Origin of the sequence: Brevibacillus sp. SAFN-007a, assembly GCF_051967035.1 — a bacterium.
Classification (GTDB): domain Bacteria; phylum Bacillota; class Bacilli; order Brevibacillales; family Brevibacillaceae; genus Brevibacillus.
Genome location: NZ_JBQCKK010000010.1, coordinates 85,472 through 111,577, shown reverse-complemented (window position 1 = coordinate 111,577; position 26,106 = coordinate 85,472). Strand labels below are relative to the sequence as shown.

Sequence of the window (26,106 nt, the reverse complement as noted above, 5' to 3'; positions counted from 1 at the left end):
CGCGGGGAAAAGGACGAACGAACATGCGGCAAGGAAACGGCGGTTATCCCCTGCGTGTATTCGCAGCGACAACAAAGAGCTTGGGCGCATTCCCAAGCTCTTGTTGTCGTGGCGTATGTCACGCATGCACACGCGATACCAGCTCGGCAAACGCGCCGTACAATCCGACCGTGCCATACTGCTCCCGATAGCTGTCCATCGTGTCGTCGCGGACGATTTGGCCGTTCATGAGGAAAATCGCCCGATCCGCGACCGCGTCGGCTACCTGGAGCTGATGCGTCGAGAAGATGACGGATTGTCCCGCCAGCCGCAGTTCACGCACCAGGTCGATGAAGGCATCCATCCAGTAAGGATCGAGGCCGTTCGTCGGTTCGTCCAGGACGACGAGCGCGGGCTGCGCCAGAATCGCCTGGGCGAACAGCAGCCGCTGCTGCATCCCTTTGGAAAAGTGCGCCACGCGCTTGTTGCGGACATCGTACAGGCCGACCGCCTTCAGCAGTCTGTCGGCGTCCTCGGCGGTGCGGTTGCGCAGGGCGGCGTAGAATGCCAGCGTCTCCCGCGCAGTCAGGCCAGCGCTGAAGGAGAAGTGGTCAGGCATATACCCGATCTGCTGCAAGTACGCGACGCGATCTTCCTCCCAACGTAAGCCGTTGAGCCGGATCGTGCCGGAGGTAGGGCGGAGGATGCCGACCAGCATGCGCAGGATGGTGCTTTTGCCCGCGCCGTTTCCGCCGCACAGGGCGACGACCTCGCCAGGCTCGATGCGCAGGCTGAAAGGATGGACAATCGTTTTGTCATTGATCGTTTTGCTTACCTGATCGACTGTAAGTCCGAAAGCTTGCATGGTGTTACCTCCTTTCCCACGCCCGGATCGCGATCCACAAGGTTGCGCCAATCCAGAGCAGACAGAGCGCGACGAAGCAAACGTCGCCGAGCGCAGAGTCCATCCAGTACATCCACTTGTAGTATTCGGGGCCGAAGATCGCGCCGCCGCCCAGCCTCGTCACAGAGTAAATCCGCACGAATTCAGCCGGGTTGAAAAAGGTAACGATTTGCAGCAATGGTTTGATCCACGTATACGGCACGAAGCTGAGCAGGGAAATCAACAGCGTCGGCCAGGCCAAAATGGAGAAGAACCAGATGCTGACGCCCATCGTCAAGGCTTGCCAGCGGTTGCGGCACAACGCGCCGATCACCATGGCGATTCCTAAAAACAGCAGGATGAGGCAGATGGAAAAGACGAGCAAAAACAGCAAGGTGGAAAAGGTGAAGCTTTTTCCGAGCAGCAGCCCGGCTACGCCGGAGATGCCGTAGCCGAAGCTGACGATAGCGATGAGCACCAGCGCCTGCCCCACGTATTTGCCCACGAGAAACGACGAGGTTGTCATCGCGTAGGTGGAGAGGAGCTGCCAGTTGCCTTCCTCTTTTTCGGCTGTAAGGGAAAAAGAGGAGAGCAGCATCGTCATCAGCGGCAGCAAGTACAGGATCAGGTTGAGCATGGTGCCTGTGGTGTACGTATAGCCCGTCATGTAGGACTGCGACTGGATGATGAGAAGCCCCAGGCTAAACAGGGAAAACAGCGCCAGAAAGGAGTAGGACCACGGATTGCGGAAGCCTACCTTCACTTCCCGTTTGGCGATCAGTTGGATGTGCAAGGCTCTCCACTTCCTCTATTAGTGGTGTGTTTTTGTCGGCGTGCTGCTGCCGTGCGAAGGGGCGCTCTGTGTGCCGTTCTCGCTGCCGCCCGATTGCTGTTCACCGGAAGAATGTCCTTCCGAAGAGTTTCCGTCCTTTTTCATAGGCTCGCTCATGCTGCGCTCCCACGTATGGTTTTTCAAACCTTCTGCGTCCATGATGACGCCTTTCTTTTGCTCTGCGACGAATTTTTCTGCCTCTGCCTTGTCCTTGAACGAGTAGATGCCGTAGCTCATCGGCGTTTTGAACTCCTTGTCATAGGCGAATGTCGCCTGCTCGGCTTTTGTCCACTCCGCCGTGTAGTAGTCGCGGACGTACTGCATGGCGACTTCATCGGTGCCGTGCTGTTCCGTCCATTCGTGCAGGCAGCCGATGTCGTCGAATTTGAGCGCTTTGCCGTTCTTCAGAATGATTTCGGTTGCGTTATGATCGTTGGGAACGTGCATGTGGCAAACATCGCATTTGTCTACCCCTTCTGCGATCTCGACAGGCTGCGCTTCTTCCTTGCCGCAGCCGACGATGAGCAGGCTGATACTTGCGATTGCTCCCAGTGTAGCTCCCCATTTTTTCAGTTTCATCCTGATTTTTTCCCTCCTACGTACATGAATGTGCAGCTTCCTGCCAGAAGAATAAGGCCAAGAATGCCTGCGCCCCAGCTGCCGGTTGGCAGGTCGTCGGCAGACGTGGCGGCAGAGGTCGGCATCAGCGGCGTTTCGTCCCGGATCGGGCTGCCTGCGCCGCTTGTAAACAGATTTTCCAGAAAGACGAAGCCCGGCGATTGAAAAAACAGCTGATACGCGGGGATCGCTTCTGTCAGGCTGAGATAAAACGGATTCATTTCGTACGGCAAATCACTTTTGCGGTCGCCGTCCACATCCAGGCCGAGCAGGTTGTCCCAGTAGTTGCCGTTCAGGTTGTCCGTCGCGCTGTCCTGCGCCTGGGCGGCGATGACATTGGAGATGAACTGGTTGTTCGTCCACGTATTTCCCGTGGAGGCGATCAGTTGCATGCCGACGAAATTGAGCGCGAGCCGGTTGCCTTTGACCGTAATCCCGCTGGAGCGCTCCAGGTATAACCCGACGCGGTTTCCTTCGATGTGGTTGTCCGCCAGCAACGAGTTTTGCACGTCGTAGAGCAGGATGCCCTGGGAATTCGGGTTTTTTTGCTGCTTCAAAAACTGGTTTCCCACGACGGTGGCATCGGCGGTTTCCATCAGCATGGCGCCTGTCACGTTTTCGCTGCCTGTATTGTTTCTGAGGGAGGTTTGCCTCGTGCCCATCAGGTGGTAGCCGTAGCGCGATTTTTCCACCCGGTTTTGCGTAAGCTCGTTCCTCGTGCTTTTCTCCAGGTAAATCCCGTCAAAGACGTTTATGACCCGATTTTCAATCAGGCGATTGTCGTGCGAGTCGTACAGGTCGATGCCGTTGCCTTTTTGGGCCTGGACGACCGGCTTCGGCTTGCTCTGGCTGTTGGACAGATGCGCGCTGTGGTCGATGCCGGCGTTGCTTGTGCTGCCTCTGTCCTTTACCTTGCCGATGACCGACACGTTGCGTAGCGTGTTGGCGTTCGCGCCCCGCAGTTGAACCCCGGTTCCCATCGTTTCCACGGTGATGTTCTCCAGCAGGTTCCGGCTGCCGGATACGATGATGGCGGCATCCTCGCTGTTGATCCTTCTGTCCAGCACGGTGATGCCTTGCAGGGTCACGCCGTCCGCCGCGATCGTCAGCGCCGCTTCTTCGCTCGGATTGGTCAGCTTGACTTCGCCTTTTGCCAAGAGCTTGAGCGGCTTCGCGATGCGGATGGGGCCTTCGTACGTGCCTTCCGGTATCATAACGGTGTCGCCCGGCGCCGCCTGGTCGATCAGCGCCTGCAGGGACGCTTCCGCCTGCGCCGGATAAGCCGCTGGCAGGATGAGCACAAGCGTCAATGAGGCTGCCAGCAGCAGGCGGAATGCGGTTTGGTTGTTTTTCGTGCGCGTCAGGGTAGATTCCCCCTTTGTAATGAGAGCTCTCGAATGTTCCTCCTTGGGAAGGGGCTGTCAGCTACCTTCAGGATAGCAGTCCCTTTTCCTTTTCGGATGACTCAAACGGGCTATAAAACGTGTCAAAAATCGCAACGATGGGAGAAAAGTGAAGCAGAGGTTGTCGGCAAGGGGAGGAAACAGCGGCCGGGCTTAACGGCTTCCCGCCAGACCGGAATGTACCCGTCACACATAGAAAAACGCTTCCCCGGAAACTTCGCGGGAAGCGTTTTTGCTTTTGGGCACCAAACCGATCCGGAGATTACGGCTGAACGTTCTCTGCCGCCGGGGCGGGATGGGCTTGTAAATATTCAATGGCGTTGTAAATAAATTCAGCGGCTTCCTTGCGGGTCAGGGTCGCTTTCGGATGCAGGCTGCCCTCGGCATCCAGCTTGACGATGCCAAAATGCAAGGCTCGCTGGACCGCCCCTTGATAGCTCGGATTCAGCGCATCTTCGTCCTTGATCGCAACGGGAGCGAGGTTAATCATGGGGAGTTGCCCGTGCTGCTCGATGGCAGTGACGAGATGGTACAGAAACTGTTCGCGCGACCATGCCTGGTTCGGGTCCAGATCTGCTGGCAGTTGCAGTCCGTTGTGGGCGGCAATAATCAGGGCAGGGGCGTACCACGCGTTATCGTTTGCTTTTGCATAGTAGTGCGTAGCTTTTGGCTCCTGGATAAAACGGATGTTGTCGATATCTAAGCCAAGAGCATTGACGATCAACTGGATTCCTTGGGCAGCCGTAACCGTAGCGTCCGGCATGAACTGCTTGTCGTTTACCCCGTGCAAAATTCCTCTCTGCTGCAAAGAGATAATTTTTTCTTTCGCGGCTACGTCGTTCACGTCCGTAAACGAAGAAGTCGCTGCAACAGCCTGGTTCGTCATGGAAAGCGCAAGATAGCCGAGAGTAGACAGAACCATGAAAGTACGTTTGATGTTCATTCCAGTCACCCCACTACATATTTGATCCGTATATCCCTTTGACGAGCGGGAGGGAAGAACGTTTCAAGGCACGAGGAGGGATGCAGATAAAAAAATCGGCCGGAGCCGATGCTCATGCATCTGCTTGCGCGACCGAGGTCTTATTACCGGGGAGACAATCGTTACGAAATCGTTTTTTGTCCCGGCTTCCAATCCATCGGGCACAGGCCGCCGGATTGCAGGGCTTCGATGACACGCAGTGTCTCGTCCACGCTTCTGCCTACTTTGGAGTTGGAAATGACCGAATACTGCAGAATGCCCTCCGGGTCGATGATGAAGCTGGCGCGCAGCGGCGCTTTGGTGGCTTCGTCCAGCACGCCGTAGCTGATGGTAGCTTCTTTGCTGTAGTCCGAAGCCAGCGGGAAGGACAGCGGGCCGATTCCGTCACTCGCTCTCATCCAGGCTTTGTGTGTATGAATACTGTCGCCACTCACTCCGAGCACCTCGACGTTCAGAGCGGCAAACTCCTTGATTCGCCGATTCAGGCTGAGGATTTCGGTGGGGCAGACTTTGGAGAAATCAAATGGATAAAAGAACAACAGCAGCCATTTGCCGCGGTAATCTACCAGGCTTTTCGGAACAGGGAAGCCGTTTTCAAACGTTACCGTGTCCATTGTAAAATCGGGGGCGGGAAGGCCAATGCGTGCGCTCATCGTGTATCTCCTCTTTCCTGTTTTTCGAAAAATAGGTCTGGTACCAAATTATCACGAATGATATTTATAATCAATATCAAATGAAAATTATTTTAACGAAAAGCGCAGCGACAGGCGGGGGAATCAGGAACCGCCCTGCTTTAGCCTGACCCAATGGTTGTAATCGTGAATCGCAAAGCCGGCAAAGCTCGCATAACGCCCGAGATGTTCCTGTGCTACCTGCAACTCGGTTTTCATCGTCTGGAGCGGCAGCGCGTGAAAGCTCGTGTGGGGGCCTTCGTTGCTGGGAGCCGTCTCTACGGCGACGATCACCTGCTTTTTCAGCGTGGCCGCTTCCCGCAAAATCGGATGAGCGTTGGCAATGATCCCGTCCTGGCCCAGTGCGACATTGCGGTAGTCCATGATGACTACCGCATCTGCCTTTTCCAGCATCCAGGCGCTCAAGCTGTAATTCGTGCCCGGAACCTTGACCTGATGGAGCCAAAACGGGATGTCGAGCGTGAGCGTAAGCCCGCTTGCCCGCCTGTCTTTTTCGATCAGGCGAACCGTGTCCATCCAGCTTTGCACGATTTTGTCGCGATTTGACTTCCATTCCGGCAAAATGTACGGCTCAATGTCAAAGTGCAGTCCGGCGAACCGCTCTTGCGCGGCGACCGAGGCGTTGTACGCGCGGACCCAGTTGATAAACGCCTTGAGCTCGCCATGGCTTGCAGGAAAAGACCATTGGGGACGGCCTTCCAGCGCTTCTACGGCGATTTGCTTTTCCTGCGCCTTGCGGATGAACTGCTGGTAGACAGTCGGCGGGATGTCCCGGTCGATTTGCAGGTAGATCGCGCTCAATTGATGCTCGCTGGCAAACTGGATAATCTGCTCTTGCTGGGTGTAGAGCAGGCTGGCATCCCAAAGCCACGTGCTGCGCCGATGTTGCCAGGTGCTGTCGGGAGCAGGCGGCACAGAGGCCGGAGGGATTGCACTCGCATGGCCGGAAGTGGTGATCGCGACCAGGTTGCGCTCGGCCAGCCACTCGATCCGGGCGTCAAACAGCTCGCTGATGAAGCGGAGCGGAACCATCGTGCGGTTGTTGCGGAGGACGGCCGGGGCGTCGAAGCGTACCTTTTTGCCGTTGACCAGCGCGTAGTCCTGGCCGATGGTCAACTGAATGGTGTTCGGTTCTTTCCGGAGCGTCATCTGGCTCGTCTGTGGGTGCCACTGCATGCCAAGGCCGAGCTTTTCCGCGACAAACCGGGCGGGAACCATGGTGCGCTGCGTGCTTGGGTCTACGTAGGGCTGGGTGTCGGGAAAGGTGACGTACTCTCCGTTTACGGCTACCTGGATGTGCGGAGCGGACTGGGCAAAAGAGAAGGGGGCGGCGCTGAGCAGAAAGGTCAGCAGGCCGACCTGCTGCATTTTTTTCATCTGTGTTTTTCCTCGCGGCATTTTATAGGATGTGCGGTACTATTTTACAATAAGGCGGCCTGCCTCCGCCTGATGACAAGGTTGCAGGGGAGCAGGAAACATCCGTGAAGAAACGACTACTTTTCAGCTTCGCTCTTTGCCGGATTGCAGCTTTTGCTTGAATCCCTGGGAGCATTTGCTATTATTAAAACAAGCCATGGTCATGGAAACGAACGACATTTGAATAGCGTAGAAAAACAGGTCCTTGTTTTTTGCGAGCGGCAGCTTGCGAAAGCGAGGTTAAAAGGGAAGTTTGGTGAAAAGCCAACGCGGTCCCGCCACTGTAAAAGAGGAGCTCTTCTTCTGGGCAACGGCGCCATCCACTGCACGCCAGCGTGCGGGAAGGAGGAAGAAGGGCGATGATCCTTGAGCCAGGAGACCTGCCTGTTTTGATGTGTACACTGATTTCCTTCGGGTCAAAGGATGAGGTGAGGATTGTTGCAGTCGGCTATCCGCGCTTTGTTTTCCTTGGAGGTTTGGGGAAACAAGGCGTTTTTTTGTACACGGAACGCGAAACAGGGGGCAAAACGGCTAACTCCTCCTTGTTTCCGTCAGGTCAATCACGAAGCGAGGGAAAACAGTTGAATCGGCAACGGAGCCTACCCTGCATTTTTGGAGCGCTGTGCCTCCGAAAATGATGAGGGATGGGCAACGGGGCCTACCATTTATTTGGGGGGTGACCGTACTTGGGCAACAAGCGGGGCCTGTTTTTGGTCTACACCGGAGACGGCAAAGGAAAGACAACAGCAGCGGTGGGGCTGGCTGTGCGGGCGACTGGACGAGGCAAGAAGGTTATCATGATCCAGTTCATCAAGTCGCCGGAGCGCACGTACGGAGAAAAACTCGTCTTCGACAGGCTGGGCATTGAAATCGTGCAAAAAGGCGTAGGTTTCACCTGGACGAAGACGCCGGAGGAGCATCGGGCGGCGCTGAAGGAGGCGTGGGCATACGCCCGGGAAAAGCTCGCTTCGGGCGAGTACGACGTCGTCATTCTCGACGAGCTGAACAATGCGCTGGCGATCGACCGTTTTCCCATTGCGGACGTGCTGCCGCTCGCGGACGTTTTGGAAGCGATTCAAAACAGGCCGAGCCATGTGCATCTGGTCGTGACGGGGCGGAGCGCCAAGCAGGAAATCATCGACATGGCCGATCTGGTGACAGAGATGAAGCCGATCAAGCATTACTACGAGGAAGGAATACCAGCGGTGCTGGGGGTAGAGTTTTGATGAATGTGCTGGAAGCGTACGGCCACGGTGGAGATTTGTTGACGGCAGCGGACCGCTTTGGGATGGAGCCGGGCCAATTTCTTGATTTTAGTGCCAATATCAACCCGCTGGGCATGCCGGACAGCGTGCGCGAGATGCTGTTGGCCTCGCTGTCTGCCGTGCTGCGTTACCCGGACCCTGGGCATCGCCAGTTTCGCCGGGCGTTGGCAGAGCGGTTGCAGTTGCCAGAGGAATGGCTTTTGCCTGCGAACGGAGCGGCGGAGGCGATGGCGCTCGCGATTCTCGGGCTGCAGCCGCAAACGGTCGGCGTGATTTATCCTTGCTTTTCGGAATATGCAGAGCTTTCCGAGCAGTTTGGCGCAACCGTCATCGGCTGCTACGGAAACGAAGCGAACGGCTACAAGGCCGACAGCGCCGAGCTGTACCGGCTGTTTGAACAGGCCGATCTGGTGTTTGTCGGCTCGCCGAACAATCCGACTGGCATCGTGTATGAGCCGCAGGAGCTGTTGCAGATGGCGGACTGGACGGCCCAGACCGATACGTGGCTGGTCGTGGACGAGGCGTTTCTCGACTTTGTGGAGGAAAGCCGCCAGTTTACGCTGGCAAGTCGTCTGGAGCGCTTTCCCCGCGTCATTTTGTTGCGGTCGATGACGAAAATGTACGCGATCCCCGGTTTGCGTCTCGGCTACGCGATCGCTCATCCGGACGCGATTGCGAAAATGCGCGCGAAGCAGGTGAGCTGGAGCGTGAATGCGCTTGCGCTGTTGGCGGGGGAGCTGTGCTTGCAGGAGCGGGAGTACGAGCGGCGGACACGCAGCCTGATCGCCAGGGAGCGCGCTGGCCTGGTTGAGTTCATTCGCGGGGAGCTGGGCTGGAAGGTCTGGCCGGGGGAGGCGAACTTTTTGCTGCTTCGCTCGCCGGAGGGCTTGCCAGCCGCACAGCTGCAAGAGCGGCTCGGCAAAAAAGGCGTGCTGATCCGCAGTTGCGCCATGTACCCCGGATTGACGGCGCGTGACGTGCGCATTGCCGTTCGCGGGCCAAAAGACAATGCGCGCTTGATCGTGGCCTTGCGCGAGGTACACGAGGTACACAGCGAAGGGAGCGGAGAGCGATGAGTCTGGTGCTGGTGACAGGCGGCGTGCGCTCGGGAAAAAGCCGCTTTGCGGAAGAGTTGGCGCAACAGGCCGGAGAGCGCGTCCTGTACGTGGCGACGGGTCAGGCGTGGGACGAGGAGATGCGGCAACGGATTGCGCGGCACAAGGAGCGGCGGCCGAAGCAGTGGGGCAGCGTGGAGGTCGGCGAGCGGCTGTGCGACTACGAGCCTGCTGGCACACCTTACGACGTCGTGCTGATCGATTGTTTGTCCACGTGGGTGAGCAATCGGCTGATGAGCGTCGAGGAAGCAGAGTGGCGAAGCGAGGCGCACACAGAGGCGCTGCTTGCAGAGGCAGAGGCGTGGCTGGGGCTTGTCCGGCGCTCCCCGCAAAAAGTGATTGCGGTCACGAGCGAGGTCGGGCTGGGCGGTGTCGCCATGAATCGGCTCGGCCGCTGGTTCGCAGACGTGCTGGGCGACGTCAACCAGCGGGCTGCGCGCCAGGCAGAGACGGTCTATGCGGTCATGGCCGGGATTCCGTGGAGGATCAAAGGATGAATGCATTTTGGCACGCGCTCGCGTTTTTCACCCGGATTCCGGTTCCGTGGCTGCGCCCATCCGACGAGGCGTGGAAAAAAAGCGTTAACTGGTATCCGGCAGTCGGGCTGGTCATAGGCGTGGTGCTATGGGGCGTCCACCAGGCGGGGCTTGTGTTCTTTGGCCCGTGGCTGTCCGCCGTGCTGACGCTCGCTGTCTGGGTGTACATCACGGGCGGACTGCATCTGGACGGTTGGATGGATTTGGCGGACGGACTGGGAAGCAGTCGCCCAAAAGAGCAGATGCTCACAATCATGAAAGACAGCCGCGTGGGCGCGATGGGCGTTTTGGCCGCGATCTTGCTGCTTTTGCTCAAGGCAGGGGCCGTCGCGGAGCTGGCGCATCCGGGTTGGGGAGGGCTTCTCGTATTCGTTCCTGCCATAGCGCGGACACATGTGCTTTTGTCGATTCGCCTGTGGCCGTATGTATCCGAGGAAAAAGGGATCGGCACAGGCATCAGCGCAGGGCTGTCGCCTGTCGTCATCGCCGCCGGATACATCGTTCTCGCCACGGCTGGCTGGTTCGCCGGAGGGTTGCAGGTCGTCGCGGCAATGGCCGTCTCGCTGTTGTTCGTGCTGCTGTTTTCCCGCTCGGTCGCCCGCAAGCTCGGCGGCCTGAACGGAGACTGCTACGGCGCCATGATCGAAAGCGGCGAGGCGGTCATGCTGCTCGTACTGGTCGGGAGCTGGTGGGCATGAAGTGGCTCTGGATACGGCACGGCGAGACGGACAGCAATCGGGAGCGCAAATATCTGGGACATAGTGACGTTCCTTTGAACGAAAAGGGGAAGCGGCAGGCGCGCGAGCTGGCGCGGCGATTGTCGCAGCAACGAAAACGGCCTGTCGCGCTGTACGCAAGCGATTTGCTCCGCTGCACGCAAACGGCCCGGCCGCTGGCAGACGAGTGGGGGCTGCCGATCATTTCCGTCCCGGCTTTGCGCGAGTTGTCGTTTGGCGACTGGGAGATGTTGACCTACGAGGAGCTGATGCGCTCGGACGCCGAGCGGGCTGTCCGCTGGTATGACGACCCGTATCGCTACCGTCCGCCGAATGGCGAGAGCTTGCAGGAGCTGGGGCACCGGGTGGACGGTTGGTTGCGCAAGCTTATGGAGCAGCGGCAAGCGGCTGCGGACGAGACGATGGTTTTCGTCGCACACGGGGGAGTCATTCGCTGGTTTCAGGCGACGTGGCTGGAAAACGACCCCACGCGCTATTGGCACGTAGACGGCGTAGGGCACGGAGAGGCCCTGCTGGCGCAATGGGACGGGAGACGCTGGCGAAGACAACGGCTGGAAGGCTAATAAAGAGAGGGACAACATGACGGAAGTGTGGATATTGTGCGCGGCCTACGTGATTGACCGGGTGGTCGGCGACCCGCGCAGCCTGCCGCATCCGGTGGTCATCATCGGCTGGTGGATTACGCGGCTGGAGCGGGTCATTCGCGCGGCAGTCAAGCGGGAATCGCAGTTGAAGCTGGCTGGCGTCCTGTTTCCGCTGTTGATCGTCACAGGCAGCTATGCGGTCGTCTGGCTGCTGCTATGGGGAGCGGCGTTCCTTCATCCGCTGCTCTCGTGGGTGTTGAGCGCGTGGCTCATCTCCACGACGATTGCCACAAAAGGACTGGCGGACGCGGGACTGGAGATCGCCCGCCATCTGCGCGCCGGGGACATGGCAGCGGCCAGACGCTCTCTGTCGATGGTGGTCGGCCGCGATACGGAGCAACTGGACGAACCGGAGATTTGCCGGGGAGCCGTAGAGACGGTGGCGGAAAACATCGTCGATGCGATCGTTTCTCCGCTGATCTATGCCGCGATTGGCGGCGCGCCGCTGGCGATGGCGTACCGGGCGGCCAACACGCTGGACTCGATGGTCGGCTACAAAAACGAAACGTACAAAAATCTCGGCTGGGCGTCCGCCCGTTTTGACGACGTGCTGAACTACATACCCGCCCGGCTGACGGCATTGCTGCTGGTCATCGCAAGCGGACTGCAACGGCTGGACTGGCGGCAGTGCTGGGCGATGATTCGCCGGGACGCGCATCTGCATCCCAGTCCGAACAGCGGGCTGCCGGAAGCGGGAGTGGCCGGGGCGCTGGGCGTGCAGCTTGGCGGCCTTAACTACTACCAGGGAGTGCCGTCCAACCGGGCGCGGCTAGGGGATGCGCATCGGCCCTTGGCGGTGGCAGATATTATGGCGACGATCCGGCTGATGTACCTGACATCCTTCTTGTGCCTGCTCGTTTGTCTGGCGATTGCGGCTGTCATTGCTGGCTAGTTAAAGCGGAGAACGGCAAGCGGATCGAGGCGCAGGGCAGCGGAAGGAATGAGAATGAACCAAAAAACGGCGGCGTGCGACACGCAGGCAAGCGAAAGGGGAGGGACCGTATGAGCGGCAAGTTGTTTGTGATCGGGTTTGGCCCGGGAAGTTTTGAACATATCACCAAGCGGGCGAGAGAGGCGTTGCAAGAGTCGGATGTCATTATCGGCTATTCGACTTACGTGGATTTGATTCGCGGCCTTTTGACCCACCAGGAGATCGTCAGCACCGGAATGACCGAGGAAGTGACGCGAGCGCGCGAAGCCGTGCGTCAGGCGGAAGAGGAAGGCAAAAAAGTAGCGGTCATCTCCAGCGGCGACTCCGGCGTCTACGGGATGGCGGGACTGGTCTACGAGGTGCTGGTGGAAAAAGGCTGGACCGAAGCGACAGGCGTTCCGGTCGAAATCGTGCCGGGCATTTCGGCGATCAACTCCTGTGGCGCGATCCTCGGCGCTCCGATCATGCACGACGCCTGCACGATCAGCCTGAGCGACCACTTGACGCCATGGGAGCTGATTGCCAAACGGATTGACGCAGCCGGGATGGCCGACTTTGTCATTGCCCTGTACAACCCGCGCAGCGGCAGGCGGACGCGGCAGATCGTCGAGGCGCAGCGCATCCTGCTGCAATACCGCTCGCCAGATACCCCTGTCGGTATTGTGAAGAGCGCCTATCGCGAGCGCGAGACGGTTGTGGTGACGACGCTGGCGCAAATGCTCGAACACGACATCGGCATGCTGACGACGGTCATTATCGGGAACTCTTCGACGTTTGTCTACGATGGCAAAATGATTACGCCGCGCGGCTATCAGCGCAAGTACACGCTGTCTGCGGATGAGCAGCCGCTGAAGCCGCACCAGCGCCTGCGCGTGGAAAACGAACCGTGGTCGCTCGAAGCGAGCGGCGAAAGCATCAACGTCTCTGCGGCCAAGTCAGCCGAGCCTGCGAGCGAGCGCCCTGTGGCGGCTGGGGAAGCGGCGAAGGCAACGGCGCCGGAAGCGGCGCATGCCGACACGGCGATCAGGACGGCTGTTCTGGAAGCGCCGCCAGTCGAGCAAAAGCTGGAGACAGCAAAGCCGCAGGCAGAGCGTCCGCCATTCGAATGGGCGATGCAGGCGCTGAATGCGCTCCATGCTGCCAAAGGTATCGAAACGAAGCCTGCCACAGCAAGCAACGTGCGTCCAGCCTCAGCGTTTCAGCCGGAAATGATTTTCGAATTTGCCGTCAGTCCAGGCGTCGCCAACAAAAAAATAACGCCGCAGCAAATGATGGCGATTGCCGAGGTGGCGGGTGAAAAGGGCGAGATCGAATACACGCCGCATCACCAGATGATTTTGCGCGTGCCGACTGCCGACCCGGACAGCCTGACAGGCCGCTTGCGCGAGCTGGGGCTGATCCTCAGTCCGATCGGAGACGTATTGCAGGTAAAAGCGTGCGATTTTTGCGACGGCGAGAAAAAAGACAGCATTCCGTACGCGGAGGAACTGCACCGCAGACTGGGCGGAAAAGAAATGCCGAAAGAGCTGAAAATCGGCTTCAACGGCTGCGGAATGGCCTGTTACGGAGCCGTCCGGGAGGATATCGGCATCGTGTTCCGCAAAGGCAAGTTCGATCTGTTCCTGGGCGCGAAAACGGTCGGGCGCAATGCCCACTCCGGCATTCCGGTCGCGGAAGGCATCGACAAGGAGGAGATCGTGCCGATTGTCGAGCGAATCGTGAACCGCTTCAAAAAAGAGGCATTTCCGAATGAACGCTTCCACAAGTTTTTCCAACGGGTAGGCGAACTGGAAGGCTACGCCTGGTACGAACCGGCCAAGGCGGAAATCGAGAACGCCGCTTGCGGAGATTGATCGGTTGTTTGAACAAAGACGAGGGGGAAACGAAATGGACGCGGTATTATTTGTAGGACACGGGAGCAAGGACCCGGAGGGCAATGAAGAAATCCGGCAGTTTGTCGCTTCGCTTGCGCCAGAGCTGGATGTGCCGATCATCGAGACGTGCTTTCTGGAGTTTGCGCGCCCTGACATGCTGCAAGGCTTGCATACGTGCGTCGCTCGCGGCGCTACGCGGGTGGCGGTCATTCCGATCATCCTGTTCTCGGCGGGACATGCGAAAATCCACATTCCGGCGGCGATTGACGAGGCGAAGGAACTGTATCCGCACGTGCAGTTCATCTACGGCCGTCCGATCGGCATTCACGAGGAAGTCATCCACATCCTGTCTGCGCGCATGGCGGAAGCGGGCTTTGCTTCGGGCGAAGACCACGACGACCTGGCAGTGCTCGTGATCGGGCGCGGCAGCAGCGACGCGGACGCCAACAGCGATCTTTACAAAATGTCCCGCCTGTTCTGGGAGCGCTACAAGGCGCGGTGGGTCGAGACGGCTTTCATGGGCGTGACCTATCCGCTCTACGACGAAGGTGTGGAGCGCTGTCTGAAGCTCGGCGCGAAGCGGATCGTGCTCTTGCCGTATTTCCTGTTTACAGGCGTACTGATGAAGCGGATGAGCGATCAGCTGGAAAAGTTCCGCCAGCAATATCCGGAAGCCCAGTTCGAGCTGGCCGAATATTTCGGCTTTCACCCGCTGCTAAAAGAAGTGATGAAGGACCGGATCGAGGAAGCGCTGCACGGGGAAGTGAAGCTGAACTGCGACACCTGTCAGTACAGGCTGGCAGCGATGGAGCATATCGACCATCACCACCACCATCATGACGACGAGCACGGCCATGGGCACCATCATCATCACCATGGCCATCATCACGATCATGACCACCACCATGCTCACGACCATGACCACAAGCATGAGCACAAACACGACCACGTAACCAAGTAGGAGGAGACACAGCATGATACTGGTACTGGCTGGAACGAGCGACGCCCGCGAATTGGCCCGGTTCATCAAGGAAACCGGCTACGACCTTTTGACGACGGTCGTAACAGACAACGCTGCGAAAAGCATGGAAGAGGCAGGTCTGCCTGTCCGGGTCGGACGCTTGAGCGCGGACGACATCCAGCAGTTGATCCGGGAAAAAGGCGTGCGGTGCGTGGTAGACGCAAGCCACCCGTTTGCCGAGGAAGCCTCGAAAAACGCCATGGCCGGGGCGGAGGGCGCAGGTGTGCCGTACATCCGCTACGAGCGGGAAAGTCTTGCTGCGCCGGGCAGCGAAAAGCTGATCGTCGTCGAGGACTACGTGCAGGCGGCTGAGCTTGCCGCAGACAAGCGCGGGGTCATCATGCTGACGACAGGCAGCAAGACGCTGAAAACGTTCACGGACCGCCTCTTGGGCCTGCCGGACACGACCTTGGTCGCCCGGATGCTGCCGCGCGTGGACAACATGCAAAAATGCGAGGAGCTCGGCTTGGAGCAAAAAAACATCGTCGCGATGCAGGGGCCTTTTTCCAAGGAGCTGAACAAGGCGCTTTACGCCCACTACGGCGTGACGCTGATGATTACGAAGGAAAGCGGCAAGGTCGGCGCATTTGACGAAAAAGTGGAAGCGGCGCTGGAAATGGGCATCGAAACCATTGTCATCGGTCGGCCGAAAATCGACTACGGCACCAAGTTTTCCGATTACGAAAGCGTGCTGAACCAGCTCAAGGCGGTTGTGCCATAACGCGCCAAGCCATTGGTCGAGTCGAGCAGCACCCCAAACCACTGACTGGAGGAAACCAACCATGGATTTCAAGACGGAATTCAAGCCTTTGACTGTCCAACCGCAAGAGATCGAGGACATGAGCTTTCAAATCATTGCCGATGAACTGGGCGAGCATCCTTTTACCGCCGAACAATTTCCCGTCGTGCAGCGCGTCATCCACGCGTCCGCAGACTTTGAGCTGGGACGCAGCCTCGTCTTCCACCCGGATGCTGTCCAATCCGGTATTCAGGCGATCCGCAGAGGCAAAATCGTCGTCGCGGACGTGCAAATGGTTCAGGTCGGCATCAGCAAAAACCGGATCGAGAAGTTCGGCGGCCAAGTGAAGGTGTACATCTCCGACCGCGACGTCATGGAAGAAGCGAAACGCCTCAACACGACGCGCGCGATCATTTCCATGCGCAAAGCGGTGAAGGAAGCAGACGGCGGCATTTTCTGCATCGGCAACGCGCCGACAGCGCTCCTGGAGCTGATTCGCCTGGTGAAGGAAGGCGAAGCGAAGCCAGGTCTTGTGATCGGGATGCCAGTCGGCTTCGTCTCTGCGGCAGAGTCCAAGGAAGAGCTGGCGAAGCTAGACATTCCGTTCATCACGAACATCGGGCGCAAAGGCGGAAGCCCTGTGACAGTAGCAGCATTGAATGCCATTTCCATCATGGCGGAACGGTTGGGATAAAAGAGATGGCAGCCAAAGCAGCGTCGGACGAAAAAGAGGCAAAACCCCTCCGCCACGGCTATACAACGGGAGCATGCGCAACGGCGACGACCAAGGCTGCTTTGATCGCGCTGATTACCCAGGAGCCGCAGTCAGAGGCCACCATCCGCCTGCCGATTGGCGAGGACGTGACGTTTCGGATGGAGAGCTGCGAAGTTTCGCCGGAAAAAGCGACGGCGGGCACGATCAAGGACGGCGGAGACGACCCGGATGCGACCCACGGTGCGCTGATTCTCTCCACCGTGGAATGGTCCGATGAGCCGGGCATTATGCTGGACGGCGGCGTTGGTGTCGGTCGGGTGACCAAGCCGGGGCTGCCTGTTCCGATCGGAGAAGCGGCGATTAACCCCGTCCCGCGCAAAATGATTCGGGACACCGCGCAGGCGGTGCTCGATGAGTACGGGACAAAGCGCGGAATCAAAATCGTGATCTCTGTGCCAGCGGGCGAGGAAATCGCCAAAAAAACATTGAATGGACGACTCGGCATACTCGGAGGCATCTCCATTTTGGGGACGCGCGGAATCGTGGTGCCGTTTTCCACTTCTGCCTACAAAGCGAGCGTGGCGCAAGCGATCAACGTCGCCAAGGAGGCGGGCTGCGACCACATCGTCCTGTCCACGGGCGGCAAGAGCGAATCGTTCGGGATTGCCACCTACCCGGAGCTGTCCGAGGAAGCGTTCGTGGAAATGGGAGACTTTGTCGGTTTTGCGCTCAAGCAATGCAAGAACCGAAACATGCGCAAGGTGACCTTGGTGGGGATGATGGGCAAGTTTTCCAAAGTGGCGCAGGGCGTCATGATGGTCCACTCGAAAAGCGCCCCTGTCGACTTCAGCTTTCTCGCCCGGATGGCAGAAGAGGCGGGCGCGCCGCAGGAGCGGGTCCGCGAGATTCTCACCGCGAACACGGCCTCGCAGGTGGGCGATCTGATGGCAGATACGCCTGCCTTTTTCGAGATTATGTGCGCGAACTGCTGTCGGGCGGCCCTGAAGGAAGTAGGCGGCGGTCTGGAGGTCGAAACCATCATCATCACAATGAAAGGGTCCCTGTTGGGAAGGGTGACGATCAATGACACAAGCGATGAAAGTAATCGGGATCGGGGATGACGGGCAGCAAAGCCTGCTGCCGTTGTACCGGACCTGGATTGAAGAGAGCGAGCTTCTGGTCGGCGGGGAGCGGCATCTGGGCTTTTTTCCGGAGTACAAAGGGGAAAAACGGGTGCTGAAAGGCGGCTTGTCCGCAATGGTGGAGGAGCTGCGCTCCGAGACGCGCAAGACGGTCATCCTCGCTTCGGGCGATCCGCTCTTTTACGGGATCGGCAGTTTGCTGGCGAAAAAGCTGAATGTGGACATTTACCCGCACCTAAGCTCCATCCAGCTCGCATTCGCCAAAATGGGCGAGGCGTGGCAGGATGCGGCGCTCGTCAGCGTGCACGGCCGCAGCATCAAGGGACTGGCGCAGCGCATCGACGGGAAGGAAAAGGTCGCGCTGCTCACCGACCGGGAAAACTCGCCAGCGGCTATCGCCCGTTATTTGCTGTCGTTTCAGATGACGGAATACGAGGCGTTCGTGGCCGAGAACCTGGGCAGCACCGAGGAGCGGACGGGCTGGTACACGCTGGAGGAAATGGTAGATGGCATCTTTTCCGATCTGAATGTCGTGATTTTGAAAAAACGCCGTCCAAGCCCGGTCTGGCCGTTTGGAATTGCGGACGAAGAGTTTTCCCAGCGCAAGCCGGACAAAGGACTGATTACGAAAAAAGAAGTGCGCATATTGAGCATCGCCCAGCTGCAATTGCACGCCAAAAGCATCGTCTGGGACATCGGCACCTGCACAGGCTCTGTCGCCATCGAGGCGGCGCGGATCGCGCGGGAAGGCGAAGTGTACGGCGTGGAGAAAAACGCGGACGATCTGGAAAACTGCCGCCAGAACATGATGAAGTTTCGCACGGATGTGACCGTTGTACATGCGCGCGCGCCGCAAGGACTGGACGAGTTCCCGGACCCGGATGCCGTGTTCATCGGCGGCAGCGGCGGGGAGTTGCGCGAGCTATTGCATCTTTGCTGCACGCGTCTGCGTCCGGAGGGTCGAATCGTGGTCAACGCTGCGACAATCGAGACGCTGTACGAAGCGACGCAAGCTTTTGCAGAGGAAGGCTTTGAAACATCGGTGACATTGGCGCAGTTGTCGCGCAGCAAGCCGATTTTGTCACTGACGCGGTTTGAGGCGTTGAATCCGATCTACATCATCACGGCCTGGGCCAAGCAGACAGAGGAACAAGGGGGAGACGGCAAGTGAGCAAGATCGGAACATTGTACGGGCTGGGCGTAGGTCCCGGCGACCCGGAGCTGATTACGGTCAAGGCATTCCGCCTGTTGCAGCAATCGCCGGTGATCGCGTATCCGAAAAAGCGGATGGGCAGCAAAAGCTACGCGCACCAGATCGCCGAGCTGTACGTGCAGCAGTCAGAAAAAGAAATGCTCGGACTGGTGTTCCCGATGACGCGGGACAAGGAAATTTTGGAGCGCGAGTGGAACAAAACGGTGGAAATCGTCTGGGAGCGTCTGTCTGCGGGAAAAGATGTCGCGTTCGTGACGGAAGGTGACCCGATGTTTTACAGCACGTTTATCCACATGATGCGGGTCATGCACGACGCGCACCCGGAAGTGCCTGTCGTGACCGTGCCGGGTGTCTCCTCGTTTCTCGGAGCGGCTTCGCGCTTCAACCTGCCGCTTGCGGACGGCGATGAGCAGATCGGAATTATTCCGGCGACAGAAGACCGGGAAGCGATGCGCAAAGCGCTTGAGAACCACGATACCGTCGTGTTTTTGAAGGTAGCGAAAGTGTTGCCGATGATAATCGGTTTGCTGCAAGAAATGGGACTCGCAGACAAAGCCGCCGTCGCGACAAAAGTCACCTCCTCCGAAGAGATGGTCTGGACGGACATGCGCGAGCTGGAGCGGGCAGAGCTTGGCTATCTTACGCTGATGGTGGTGAAAAAAGGATGAAACTGTACATAGTGGGAGCGGGTCCCGGCGACCCGGAGTTGATTACGGTCAAAGGCTTGAAGCTGTTGCAAAAGGCAGACGTGATTTTGTACACCGACTCGCTCGTCAACGAAGAGCTGGTGGCGCTCGGCAACCCTGACGCAGAGGTGCTGCACAGCTCCGGCATGGCCTTGGAAGAAATGGTCGAGCTGATGGTGGACCGGATTCGCAAAGGCAAAACGGTCGTGCGCCTGCATACGGGCGATCCGTCTGTGTACGGGGCGATCATGGAGCAGATCGCGCTGTTGAAGGCAGAAGGCATCGAGGTGGAAATCGTGCCGGGCGTAAGCTCTGTGTTTGCGGCGGCAGCGGCGGTCGGCGCGGAGCTGACGATTCCCGAGCTGACCCAGACGCTGATCCTCACCCGTGCAGAAGGACGCACGCCTGTGCCCGACAGGGAAAAGCTGCGCGCGCTCGCGGAGCATCATTGCACGCTGGCGCTGTACCTCAGCGCGACTTTGACGAAAAAAGTGGTGCGCGAGCTGATCGAGGCGGGCTGGAGCGAGGATACGCCCGTCGCTGTCGTGCAGCGGGCGAGCTGGCCGGATCAGTTGATCGTGCGCACGACCTTGAAAAATCTGGACGAAGACATGGGCAAAAACGGCATTCGCAAGCACGCGATGATTTTGGCCGGCTGGGCTTTGGACCCGGACATTCACGAAAAAAGCGAGCAATACCGTTCCAGGCTGTACGATAAAACCTTCACGCACGGGTACAGAAAAGGTGTGAAAGAATGATTCTCGAACTGGTCGAAGGAGAAATTCCTGTCATCCGTCAGCAGGGCGATTACGCGATTGTCGCCATCACGAAGCACGGGGTCGAGATGGCCCGCGATCTGGCGCAAAAATTTCCCGGGACAGACCTGTACTACATGAGCAAGTTCGCGCGCGGGGACGAGGAAGCGCGCGGCATCCAGCTTTTTTCCAACAGCGTGCGGATGCTGTTTCCCGCCCTGTGGCCAGCGTACAAAGGGCTGATTGTCATCATTTCGCTCGGGGCGGTCGTGCGCATGATCGCGCCGCTGCTCGAAGACAAAAAGAAAGACCCGGGCGTCGTTGTCGTCGACGACCGGGGAGAGAACGTCATCAGCGTGCTGTCCGGCCATCTGGGCGGGGCCAATGAGCTGGCCCGCGAAGTGGCGGCAGTCATGGGCGCCCGTCCGATCATCACGACCGCGTCCGACGTGCAGAAGACGATTCCGGTCGATTTGTTCGGTCGCCGTTTTGGCTGGGAGTGGGATTCTGCCGACAAGCTGACGCCTGTGAGCGCCTCGGTCGTCAACGAGGAACACGTAGCGGTCGTCAACGAATCCGGCGAACGCGACTGGTGGATGCACGACACGCCGATGCCGCCGTCGATCAAGGAGTATGCGAGCATCGCCGAAGCACTGGCCGCCAAGCCGGATGCGGCCCTCGTCGTGACGCACCGCCTGCTTGCGCCGGAGGAACAGCCGATTTTGGACAACGGCGTCCTGTATCGCCCCAAGGTGATCGTGCTGGGGATGGGCTGCAACCGGGGAACGTCTGCGGAGGAGATCGAGGCGGTCATTTGCGAGACGCTGGACGAGCTGCAATTTTCGCTCAAGAGCGTCAAGGCGCTGGCTACCATCGAGCTGAAAAAAGACGAGGCCGGGTTGATCGCCGTATGCGAGAAATACGGCTGGCCGTTCGTCTGGTACTCGCCACAGGAGCTGAACCAGGTGGAAATCAGCGAGCCGTCCGAGACGGTGTTCAAGTTTACGGGAGCGTACGGGGTGAGCGAGCCTGCGGCCAAGCTGTACGCAGGCGTCGACGAGCTGGTGCTGACCAAGAAAAAGTCGGGCAACGTCACCATTTCGGTCGCCCTGATGCCCTATCAAAAGGAGGAACGCGCATGACGGACAGCCGCCGGATTGTCATTGCCGGAACAGGCAGCGGAGCGGGGAAAACGACGGTAACCATCGGGCTGATGGCTGCCCTGATCCGCAAAGGCTACAGGGTGCAAGGCTTCAAGTGCGGTCCTGACTACATCGACCCGACCTACCATACCGCGGTGACGGGCAGAGCGTCGCGCAATCTGGACAGCTTCATGCTGGAGCACGACGTCGTGAAGGAGATGTTTGTCCGGGGAAGCGAAGGCGCGGATATTTCGATCATCGAAGGCGTCATGGGCATGTACGACGGCAAGGAAGCGACCAGCGACAAGGGCAGCACGGCCGAAATCAGCATGTTGACCGGATCGCCTGTGTTGCTCGTCGTCAACTGCCAGAGCATGGCGCGCAGTGCGGCTGCGATTGTAAAAGGCTTCCAGTTGCTCAATCCCCAGGCGAAAATCGTCGGCGTGATCGCGAACAAGGTCGGCAGCGAAGGCCACCACAAAATCGTCAAGGCCGCGATTGAGCAGGAGTGCGGGATTCCGGTCGTCGGCTACCTGAAGCGGGAAAACGAGCTGGAAATTCCCGAGCGCCATCTGGGACTTGTGCCGTCTGTGGAGCGCGGCGAGCTGGCGCCGCTGTTTGCCAAGCTGGCTGACCTGATCGGGGAGACGGTAGACCTGGACCTGGTCTGGGAGCTGGCCAAAGCCGAGCCGCTGCAAGTGGAGCCGAAGCTGTTCGCACCGCGCGAGGCGGCTTTCGACGTCACGATTGCCGTAGCGAAAGACCCGGCGTTCCATTTTTACTATCCGGAAAATCTGGAGCTGCTGCAAGCGTACGGCGCGAAGCTGATCTTTTTCTCGCCGCTTGCGGGGGAGGGTGTACCGGAAGCAGCGGACGGCTTGTACATCGGGGGAGGCTTCCCGGAGGAGTTTGCCGCCGAGCTGTCGCAAAACGAGGCGGTGAAGGAATCGTTCCGCCAGGCGGTCGAAAAAGGCTTGCCGACCTTGGCCGAGTGCGGCGGATTCATGTTTTTGACCGAGGCGATTGTGACGACAGACGGGGAGAGCTACCCGATGGTCGGACTCATCCCCGGCAAGGTGACGATGCAAAAAAAATGGGCGGCGCTCGGCTATCGCGAGGTGCGCGGCAAGGAGGGCAACTTCCTGCTCGGCCCAGAGGAACAGGCAAAAGGCCACGAGTTCCACTATTCGACCTATGCCACAGACGAGCAGCTCCCTGCGGCCTACGAGACAAAAGGGCTGCGCGGCACCAAGCCGGAGGGCTTTGCCAGGGGCAATCTCGTCGCGGGGTACACGCATTTGCATTTCGGCTCCAACCCGGCGCTGGTGAAGCGCTGGCTCGGTTTGTGCGCGGAGGTGGCCTCCCGTGCCTAAAGCGCTCCCGCTGATGATTCAGGGAACCAGCTCCGATGCCGGAAAAAGCGCGATTGCGACAGCGCTCTGCCGCATTTTTGCCCAGGACGGCTACAAAACGGCGCCGTTCAAGTCGCAAAACATGGCGCTGAATTCCTATGTGACGCTGGACGGAAAAGAAATCGGGCGGGCACAGGGCGTTCAGGCGGAGGCGGCAGGCATTCTCGCCACGACCGACATGAATCCGATCCTCATCAAGCCGACGCGGGATGCGGAGTCGCAGATCGTGGTGAACGGCGAGCCGTACGCCAACATGAAGGCGATGGCGTATCGGACGGATTTTTACGAAGAAGGACTGCGGATTATCCGGGAGGCGTACCAACGGCTTGCTGCCGCTTACGAGCGCATCGTCATCGAAGGAGCGGGCAGTCCGGCGGAGATCAATCTGAACGACCGCGAGCTGGTCAACATGCGGGTTGCCCGCCTGACGAACGCTCCGGTCATTTTGGTGGCGGACATTGAGCGCGGTGGCGTGTTTGCCAGCCTCGTCGGCACGCTGCAACTGCTTGAACCCAAGGACCGCGACCGGGTGATCGGCGTCATCATCAATCGTTTTCGCGGCGATCTGGCGCTGTTGCAGCCGGGGCTGGACTGGTTCGAGCAGTACACGGGCAAGCCTGTGCTTGGCGTGGTGCCGTTTATTCCTGACTTGTGGATCGACGCGGAGGATTCGCTCATTTTGCACCGTTACCAGGGGCAGCGGGAGACGCCGCGCGAGCTGGATGTCGCCGTCTTGCGCTACCCGCGCATCTCGAATTTTACGGATGTCGACCCGTTTTTTGTGGAGCCGGATTGCCGCCTGCGCTTTGTGACCCGGCTGGAAGAGCTGGGCGAGCCGGACCTGATCGTGCTGCCTGGCAGCAAAAATACGTTGGAAGACTTGCAATTTTTGTACGAGACGGGACTGGCCGAGGCGGTGAAACAGCTGCATGGACAGGGCAAGTCGTACGTGATCGGCCTGTGCGGCGGCTATCAGATGCTTGGCGAGTCGATTCTGGACCCGGCTGGTGTGGAGTCACCGCTACAGCAGCTGGACGGGCTGGGCCTGATCCCGATGGTGACGACGATGGAACAGAAGAAAACGACGGTGCTGTCCCGCGGAGAAGCCACATTCGCCGGAGAACGGCTTACACTCGAAGGCTACGAGATTCACATGGGCCAATCTGTTTATGCCAAGAGCGAATGTCCGTTTATTCAGATGGGAGAGCGGGCAGAAGGTTACTGTTGCGAGGAACGTCGGCTGATCGGGACGTATTTTCATGGACTGTTCCACAACGACCGCTTCCGCACGCTCTTGCTGAATGCGATTCGCGCGAAAAAAGGGCTTGCGCCGATCACGGAGCGTCCGTCGTTCGTGGCGCTCCGCGAGCAGGGCTACGATCTTTTGGCGGATACGGTACGCCGTCATGTGCGGCTGGATGCGATTGAAGAACAGATGAAGGCTTATCAGGAAAAAGAGGTGCGTAGATGATGGCAGGCTTGGAAAAGCGATTTCCGGCGATTGCGCCGCGAAACCAGGAAGCGAGTGAGCAAACGAGACAGCATGTGGATCAACTGACAAAGCCGCTTGGCAGTCTGGGACGTCTGGAGGAGCTGGCCGTCGAGCTGGCCGCGATGACAGGCGAGACATTTCCGGTCGTCACGCCGCCGGGCGTACTCGTTTTTGCCGCCGATCACGGGGTGGCCGCAGAAGGAGTGTCGGCCTACCCGCAAGAGGTGACGGCGCAAATGCTCTTGAATCTGGTGAACGGCGGCGCGGGCATCAACGTTTTCGCCCGGCAAATCGGCGCGATGCAAAAGTTCATCGATGTCGGCGTGGCAGTAGAGGTTAAGGCGCCAGGCGTCATCAACAAAAGAATCAGGGCTTGCTCGGGCAACATGCTGCGGGAAGCCGCCATGTCCGCTGACGAGGCGCAGCGCACGCTTGCGGTCGGCTTCGAGCTGGCCGAGAGAATCATCGACGAAGGGGCCAAGCTGCTGATCGTCGGAGAGGTAGGCATCGGCAATACGACGGCGAGCAGCGCGATCCTGTCTGCTTTGACCGGGGCGGACCCGGACGAGATCGTCGGTCGCGGCACAGGACTGGACGACGCGGGCTGGCAACGCAAAAAAGCGGTCGTTCGCGAAGCGCTCGCCCTGCATCGTCCGAATGCCAACGAACCGCTGGACGTCCTGGCAAAAGTGGGCGGGCTGGAGATCGGCGCGATGGCAGGCGCGATGATCGGCGCGGCTTCGCGGCGCGTTCCGGTGCTCTTGGACGGCTTTATCGCGACCGTGGCGGCGCTACTGGCCGTGCGGCTTGCGCCTCAGGTCGCAGACTACCTGATCGCCGGGCATCGCTCCCAGGAGCCGGGGCACGCTTTTGTGCTGAACGTACTCGGCAAACAGCCGTTGCTCGACCTCAACCTGCGACTGGGCGAAGGCAGCGGGGCGGCTATCGCGTTTTCGATCGTCGAGGCCGCGTCGTGGATGGTACGGGAGATGGCGACATTCGCATCGGCGGGGGTCAGCGACCGATGAGCGGCGCAGGCAAAGTGTACCTTGTCGGCGCAGGCCCCGGCGACCCGAAGCTGATTACCGTAAAAGGTCTGGAATGTCTGCAAAAGGCAGACGTAGTCGTCTACGACCGCCTCGCGAATCCGGCTTTGCTCGCCCATGCGCCCGAGACGGCGGAGCGCATCTATTGCGGCAAGCTGCCCGATCATCACACGATGCGGCAGGAGTCGATCAATGAGGTGCTGGCGGAAAAAGCGCTGGCAGGCAAAACCGTCGTACGGCTGAAAGGCGGCGATCCGTGCGTCTTTGGCCGCGCGGGCGAAGAAGCGGAGTATCTGGCTACGCGCGGCGTCGCGTTTGAAATCGTGCCGGGCGTGACGGCAGGAATCGCCGCTTCGGCGTACGCGGGCATCCCGGTGACGCATCGCGATCACGGCTCGTCGTTTGCCGTGGTGACGGGGCATTTGCGCGAGGACAAACCGGAGCTGGCCGTGGAAAAATGGCGGGCGCTGGCAGGCGGAATCGACACGGTGGCCTTTTACATGGGCGTCGCCAACCTGCCGCTCATCCGCACGCAGTTGATGAAGCACGGCCGCGATCCGAAGACGCCCGTCGCCGTCATCTCCTGGGGGACGCTGCCCCAGCAGGCAGTTGTCACAGGCACGTTGGCGGATATCGAGGAGCGTTTGGCAGAAAATAACCATATCACCAATCCGGCGATCATTCTCGTCGGAGATGTCGTGAACATGCGGGAAAAAATCAACTGGTTCGAGACTTCGCTCGGTCTGAACGAGGGGGTTCCCGGGTAAGCAAGGGCAGGGAAGCGGGCAACCGGATGAAGTGATCGGAGGAGCCATCCGGTTGGTTGCCCGAAACAT

The 26,106-nt window shown here is 59.2% G+C and carries 26 protein-coding genes and 1 riboswitch; of the genes, 19 read left to right on the top strand and 7 right to left on the bottom strand.

Annotated elements, in window-relative coordinates; translation table 11 throughout:
• Window positions 1-118: 118 nt before the first annotated feature.
• The 7 genes from ACTHO6_RS12870 to ACTHO6_RS12840 form a co-directional block, all read right to left on the bottom strand.
• A complete protein-coding gene (locus ACTHO6_RS12870; RefSeq protein WP_440241971.1) occupies window positions 119-844 on the bottom strand; it encodes an ABC transporter ATP-binding protein in 726 nt (241 codons plus the stop codon).
• 4 nt (window positions 845-848) lie between these two features.
• On the bottom strand, window positions 849-1,655 hold the full coding sequence (locus ACTHO6_RS12865; protein WP_440241970.1) for an ABC transporter permease: 807 nt from the start codon (window positions 1,653-1,655) through the stop codon (window positions 849-851).
• Between the two features lie 18 nt (window positions 1,656-1,673).
• Window positions 1,674-2,273 (bottom strand): nitrous oxide reductase accessory protein NosL, encoded by a 600-nt coding sequence (locus tag ACTHO6_RS12860; RefSeq protein ID WP_440241969.1) that lies wholly within the window; start codon window positions 2,271-2,273, stop codon window positions 1,674-1,676.
• A complete protein-coding gene (locus ACTHO6_RS12855; protein WP_440242000.1) occupies window positions 2,270-3,613 on the bottom strand; it encodes a right-handed parallel beta-helix repeat-containing protein in 1,344 nt (447 codons plus the stop codon). Before ACTHO6_RS12855 ends, ACTHO6_RS12860 begins: the two co-directional genes overlap by 4 nt.
• A gap of 364 nt (window positions 3,614-3,977) precedes the next feature.
• Window positions 3,978-4,658: an S-layer homology domain-containing protein gene (locus ACTHO6_RS12850; protein ID WP_440241968.1), complete on the bottom strand. Its 681-nt coding sequence runs from the start codon at window positions 4,656-4,658 to the stop codon at window positions 3,978-3,980.
• Between the two features lie 161 nt (window positions 4,659-4,819).
• Complete coding sequence (locus ACTHO6_RS12845) at window positions 4,820-5,350, bottom strand: peroxiredoxin (protein WP_440241967.1); 531 nt, start codon at window positions 5,348-5,350, stop codon at window positions 4,820-4,822.
• A 123-nt stretch (window positions 5,351-5,473) separates the two neighbouring features.
• Complete coding sequence (locus ACTHO6_RS12840; RefSeq protein WP_440241966.1) at window positions 5,474-6,766, bottom strand: copper amine oxidase N-terminal domain-containing protein; 1,293 nt, start codon at window positions 6,764-6,766, stop codon at window positions 5,474-5,476.
• 221 nt (window positions 6,767-6,987) lie between these two features.
• Window positions 6,988-7,207, top strand: a riboswitch (cobalamin riboswitch).
• Between the two features lie 284 nt (window positions 7,208-7,491).
• Between ACTHO6_RS12840 and cobO the strand changes: the two genes are divergently transcribed.
• The 19 genes from cobO to cobA all read left to right on the top strand — a co-directional run bounded on the left by cobO (window position 7,492) and on the right by cobA (window position 26,037).
• Window positions 7,492-8,031, top strand: coding sequence for a cob(I)yrinic acid a,c-diamide adenosyltransferase (cobO, locus tag ACTHO6_RS12835; protein ID WP_440241965.1), 540 nt, complete (start codon window positions 7,492-7,494; stop codon window positions 8,029-8,031).
• Window positions 8,031-9,146, top strand: coding sequence for a threonine-phosphate decarboxylase CobD (gene cobD, locus ACTHO6_RS12830; protein WP_440241964.1), 1,116 nt, complete (start codon window positions 8,031-8,033; stop codon window positions 9,144-9,146). Before cobO ends, cobD begins: the two co-directional genes overlap by 1 nt.
• A complete protein-coding gene (gene cobU / locus ACTHO6_RS12825) occupies window positions 9,143-9,682 on the top strand; it encodes a bifunctional adenosylcobinamide kinase/adenosylcobinamide-phosphate guanylyltransferase (RefSeq protein ID WP_440241963.1) in 540 nt (179 codons plus the stop codon). The genes cobD and cobU overlap by 4 nt, the downstream gene beginning before the upstream one ends.
• A complete protein-coding gene (gene cobS / locus ACTHO6_RS12820) occupies window positions 9,679-10,419 on the top strand; it encodes an adenosylcobinamide-GDP ribazoletransferase (protein WP_440241962.1) in 741 nt (246 codons plus the stop codon). Before cobU ends, cobS begins: the two co-directional genes overlap by 4 nt.
• Entirely contained in the window at window positions 10,416-11,021 is a 606-nt protein-coding gene (locus ACTHO6_RS12815) for a histidine phosphatase family protein (protein ID WP_440241961.1), read from the top strand. Before cobS ends, ACTHO6_RS12815 begins: the two co-directional genes overlap by 4 nt.
• A 16-nt stretch (window positions 11,022-11,037) precedes the next feature.
• Window positions 11,038-11,994, top strand: coding sequence for an adenosylcobinamide-phosphate synthase CbiB (gene cbiB, locus ACTHO6_RS12810; RefSeq protein ID WP_440241959.1), 957 nt, complete (start codon window positions 11,038-11,040; stop codon window positions 11,992-11,994).
• A gap of 110 nt (window positions 11,995-12,104) precedes the next feature.
• Window positions 12,105-13,886, top strand: coding sequence for a precorrin-3B C(17)-methyltransferase (gene cobJ / locus ACTHO6_RS12805; RefSeq protein WP_440241958.1), 1,782 nt, complete (start codon window positions 12,105-12,107; stop codon window positions 13,884-13,886).
• A 34-nt stretch (window positions 13,887-13,920) separates the two neighbouring features.
• Window positions 13,921-14,868, top strand: a complete 948-nt coding sequence (locus ACTHO6_RS12800; protein ID WP_440241957.1) for a sirohydrochlorin chelatase — start codon at window positions 13,921-13,923, stop codon at window positions 14,866-14,868.
• 13 nt (window positions 14,869-14,881) lie between these two features.
• Window positions 14,882-15,649, top strand: coding sequence for a precorrin-6A reductase (gene cobK, locus ACTHO6_RS12795; RefSeq protein ID WP_440241956.1), 768 nt, complete (start codon window positions 14,882-14,884; stop codon window positions 15,647-15,649).
• Window positions 15,650-15,710: 61 nt separating this feature from the next.
• Window positions 15,711-16,361 (top strand): precorrin-8X methylmutase, encoded by a 651-nt coding sequence (locus tag ACTHO6_RS12790; RefSeq protein ID WP_440241955.1) that lies wholly within the window; start codon window positions 15,711-15,713, stop codon window positions 16,359-16,361.
• Between the two features lie 5 nt (window positions 16,362-16,366).
• Window positions 16,367-17,503, top strand: coding sequence for a cobalt-precorrin-5B (C(1))-methyltransferase (locus ACTHO6_RS12785; RefSeq protein WP_440241954.1), 1,137 nt, complete (start codon window positions 16,367-16,369; stop codon window positions 17,501-17,503).
• Window positions 17,466-18,695, top strand: coding sequence for a precorrin-6y C5,15-methyltransferase (decarboxylating) subunit CbiE (gene cbiE, locus ACTHO6_RS12780; RefSeq protein ID WP_440241953.1), 1,230 nt, complete (start codon window positions 17,466-17,468; stop codon window positions 18,693-18,695). The genes ACTHO6_RS12785 and cbiE overlap by 38 nt, the downstream gene beginning before the upstream one ends.
• Complete coding sequence (gene cobI, locus ACTHO6_RS12775) at window positions 18,692-19,405, top strand: precorrin-2 C(20)-methyltransferase (RefSeq protein WP_238504116.1); 714 nt, start codon at window positions 18,692-18,694, stop codon at window positions 19,403-19,405. Before cbiE ends, cobI begins: the two co-directional genes overlap by 4 nt.
• Window positions 19,402-20,181 carry a precorrin-4 C(11)-methyltransferase gene (gene cobM, locus ACTHO6_RS12770; RefSeq protein ID WP_440241952.1) on the top strand — a complete coding sequence of 260 codons (780 nt, stop codon included), beginning with the start codon at window positions 19,402-19,404 and terminating at the stop codon, window positions 20,179-20,181. Before cobI ends, cobM begins: the two co-directional genes overlap by 4 nt.
• A complete protein-coding gene (locus ACTHO6_RS12765; RefSeq protein WP_440241951.1) occupies window positions 20,178-21,320 on the top strand; it encodes a cobalt-precorrin 5A hydrolase in 1,143 nt (380 codons plus the stop codon). Before cobM ends, ACTHO6_RS12765 begins: the two co-directional genes overlap by 4 nt.
• Complete coding sequence (locus ACTHO6_RS12760) at window positions 21,317-22,693, top strand: cobyrinate a,c-diamide synthase (RefSeq protein WP_440241950.1); 1,377 nt, start codon at window positions 21,317-21,319, stop codon at window positions 22,691-22,693. Before ACTHO6_RS12765 ends, ACTHO6_RS12760 begins: the two co-directional genes overlap by 4 nt.
• On the top strand, window positions 22,686-24,203 hold the full coding sequence (locus tag ACTHO6_RS12755) for a cobyric acid synthase (protein WP_440241949.1): 1,518 nt from the start codon (window positions 22,686-22,688) through the stop codon (window positions 24,201-24,203). Before ACTHO6_RS12760 ends, ACTHO6_RS12755 begins: the two co-directional genes overlap by 8 nt.
• The gene (gene cobT / locus ACTHO6_RS12750; RefSeq protein ID WP_440241948.1) at window positions 24,200-25,252 is read left to right on the top strand and encodes a nicotinate-nucleotide--dimethylbenzimidazole phosphoribosyltransferase; all 1,053 of its coding nucleotides are present in this window, start codon (window positions 24,200-24,202) and stop codon (window positions 25,250-25,252) included. The genes ACTHO6_RS12755 and cobT overlap by 4 nt, the downstream gene beginning before the upstream one ends.
• Window positions 25,249-26,037 (top strand): uroporphyrinogen-III C-methyltransferase, encoded by a 789-nt coding sequence (gene cobA / locus ACTHO6_RS12745; protein ID WP_440241999.1) that lies wholly within the window; start codon window positions 25,249-25,251, stop codon window positions 26,035-26,037. Before cobT ends, cobA begins: the two co-directional genes overlap by 4 nt.
• Window positions 26,038-26,106: the final 69 nt, after the last annotated feature.

What these genes read in the sequence shown, in the direction of transcription:
- cobD (WP_440241964.1), top strand. Translation starts at nt 8,031, where the DNA reads ATGAATGTGCTGGAAGCGTACGGCCACGGTGGAGATTTGTTGACGGCA.
- cbiE (WP_440241953.1), top strand. Translation starts at nt 17,466, where the DNA reads ATGACACAAGCGATGAAAGTAATCGGGATCGGGGATGACGGGCAGCAA.
- ACTHO6_RS12850 (WP_440241968.1), bottom strand. Translation starts at nt 4,658, where the DNA reads ATGAACATCAAACGTACTTTCATGGTTCTGTCTACTCTCGGCTATCTT.
- ACTHO6_RS12860 (WP_440241969.1), bottom strand. Translation starts at nt 2,273, where the DNA reads ATGAAACTGAAAAAATGGGGAGCTACACTGGGAGCAATCGCAAGTATC.
- ACTHO6_RS12800 (WP_440241957.1), top strand. Translation starts at nt 13,921, where the DNA reads ATGGACGCGGTATTATTTGTAGGACACGGGAGCAAGGACCCGGAGGGC.
- ACTHO6_RS12760 (WP_440241950.1), top strand. Translation starts at nt 21,317, where the DNA reads ATGACGGACAGCCGCCGGATTGTCATTGCCGGAACAGGCAGCGGAGCG.
- ACTHO6_RS12845 (WP_440241967.1), bottom strand. Translation starts at nt 5,350, where the DNA reads ATGAGCGCACGCATTGGCCTTCCCGCCCCCGATTTTACAATGGACACG.
- cobU (WP_440241963.1), top strand. Translation starts at nt 9,143, where the DNA reads ATGAGTCTGGTGCTGGTGACAGGCGGCGTGCGCTCGGGAAAAAGCCGC.
- cobM (WP_440241952.1), top strand. Translation starts at nt 19,402, where the DNA reads ATGAAACTGTACATAGTGGGAGCGGGTCCCGGCGACCCGGAGTTGATT.
- ACTHO6_RS12840 (WP_440241966.1), bottom strand. Translation starts at nt 6,766, where the DNA reads ATGAAAAAAATGCAGCAGGTCGGCCTGCTGACCTTTCTGCTCAGCGCC.
- cobA (WP_440241999.1), top strand. Translation starts at nt 25,249, where the DNA reads ATGAGCGGCGCAGGCAAAGTGTACCTTGTCGGCGCAGGCCCCGGCGAC.
- cbiB (WP_440241959.1), top strand. Translation starts at nt 11,038, where the DNA reads ATGACGGAAGTGTGGATATTGTGCGCGGCCTACGTGATTGACCGGGTG.
- ACTHO6_RS12765 (WP_440241951.1), top strand. Translation starts at nt 20,178, where the DNA reads ATGATTCTCGAACTGGTCGAAGGAGAAATTCCTGTCATCCGTCAGCAG.
- cobK (WP_440241956.1), top strand. Translation starts at nt 14,882, where the DNA reads ATGATACTGGTACTGGCTGGAACGAGCGACGCCCGCGAATTGGCCCGG.
- cobT (WP_440241948.1), top strand. Translation starts at nt 24,200, where the DNA reads ATGATGGCAGGCTTGGAAAAGCGATTTCCGGCGATTGCGCCGCGAAAC.
- cobJ (WP_440241958.1), top strand. Translation starts at nt 12,105, where the DNA reads ATGAGCGGCAAGTTGTTTGTGATCGGGTTTGGCCCGGGAAGTTTTGAA.
- ACTHO6_RS12785 (WP_440241954.1), top strand. Translation starts at nt 16,367, where the DNA reads ATGGCAGCCAAAGCAGCGTCGGACGAAAAAGAGGCAAAACCCCTCCGC.
- ACTHO6_RS12790 (WP_440241955.1), top strand. Translation starts at nt 15,711, where the DNA reads ATGGATTTCAAGACGGAATTCAAGCCTTTGACTGTCCAACCGCAAGAG.
- cobS (WP_440241962.1), top strand. Translation starts at nt 9,679, where the DNA reads ATGAATGCATTTTGGCACGCGCTCGCGTTTTTCACCCGGATTCCGGTT.
- ACTHO6_RS12870 (WP_440241971.1), bottom strand. Translation starts at nt 844, where the DNA reads ATGCAAGCTTTCGGACTTACAGTCGATCAGGTAAGCAAAACGATCAAT.
- ACTHO6_RS12815 (WP_440241961.1), top strand. Translation starts at nt 10,416, where the DNA reads ATGAAGTGGCTCTGGATACGGCACGGCGAGACGGACAGCAATCGGGAG.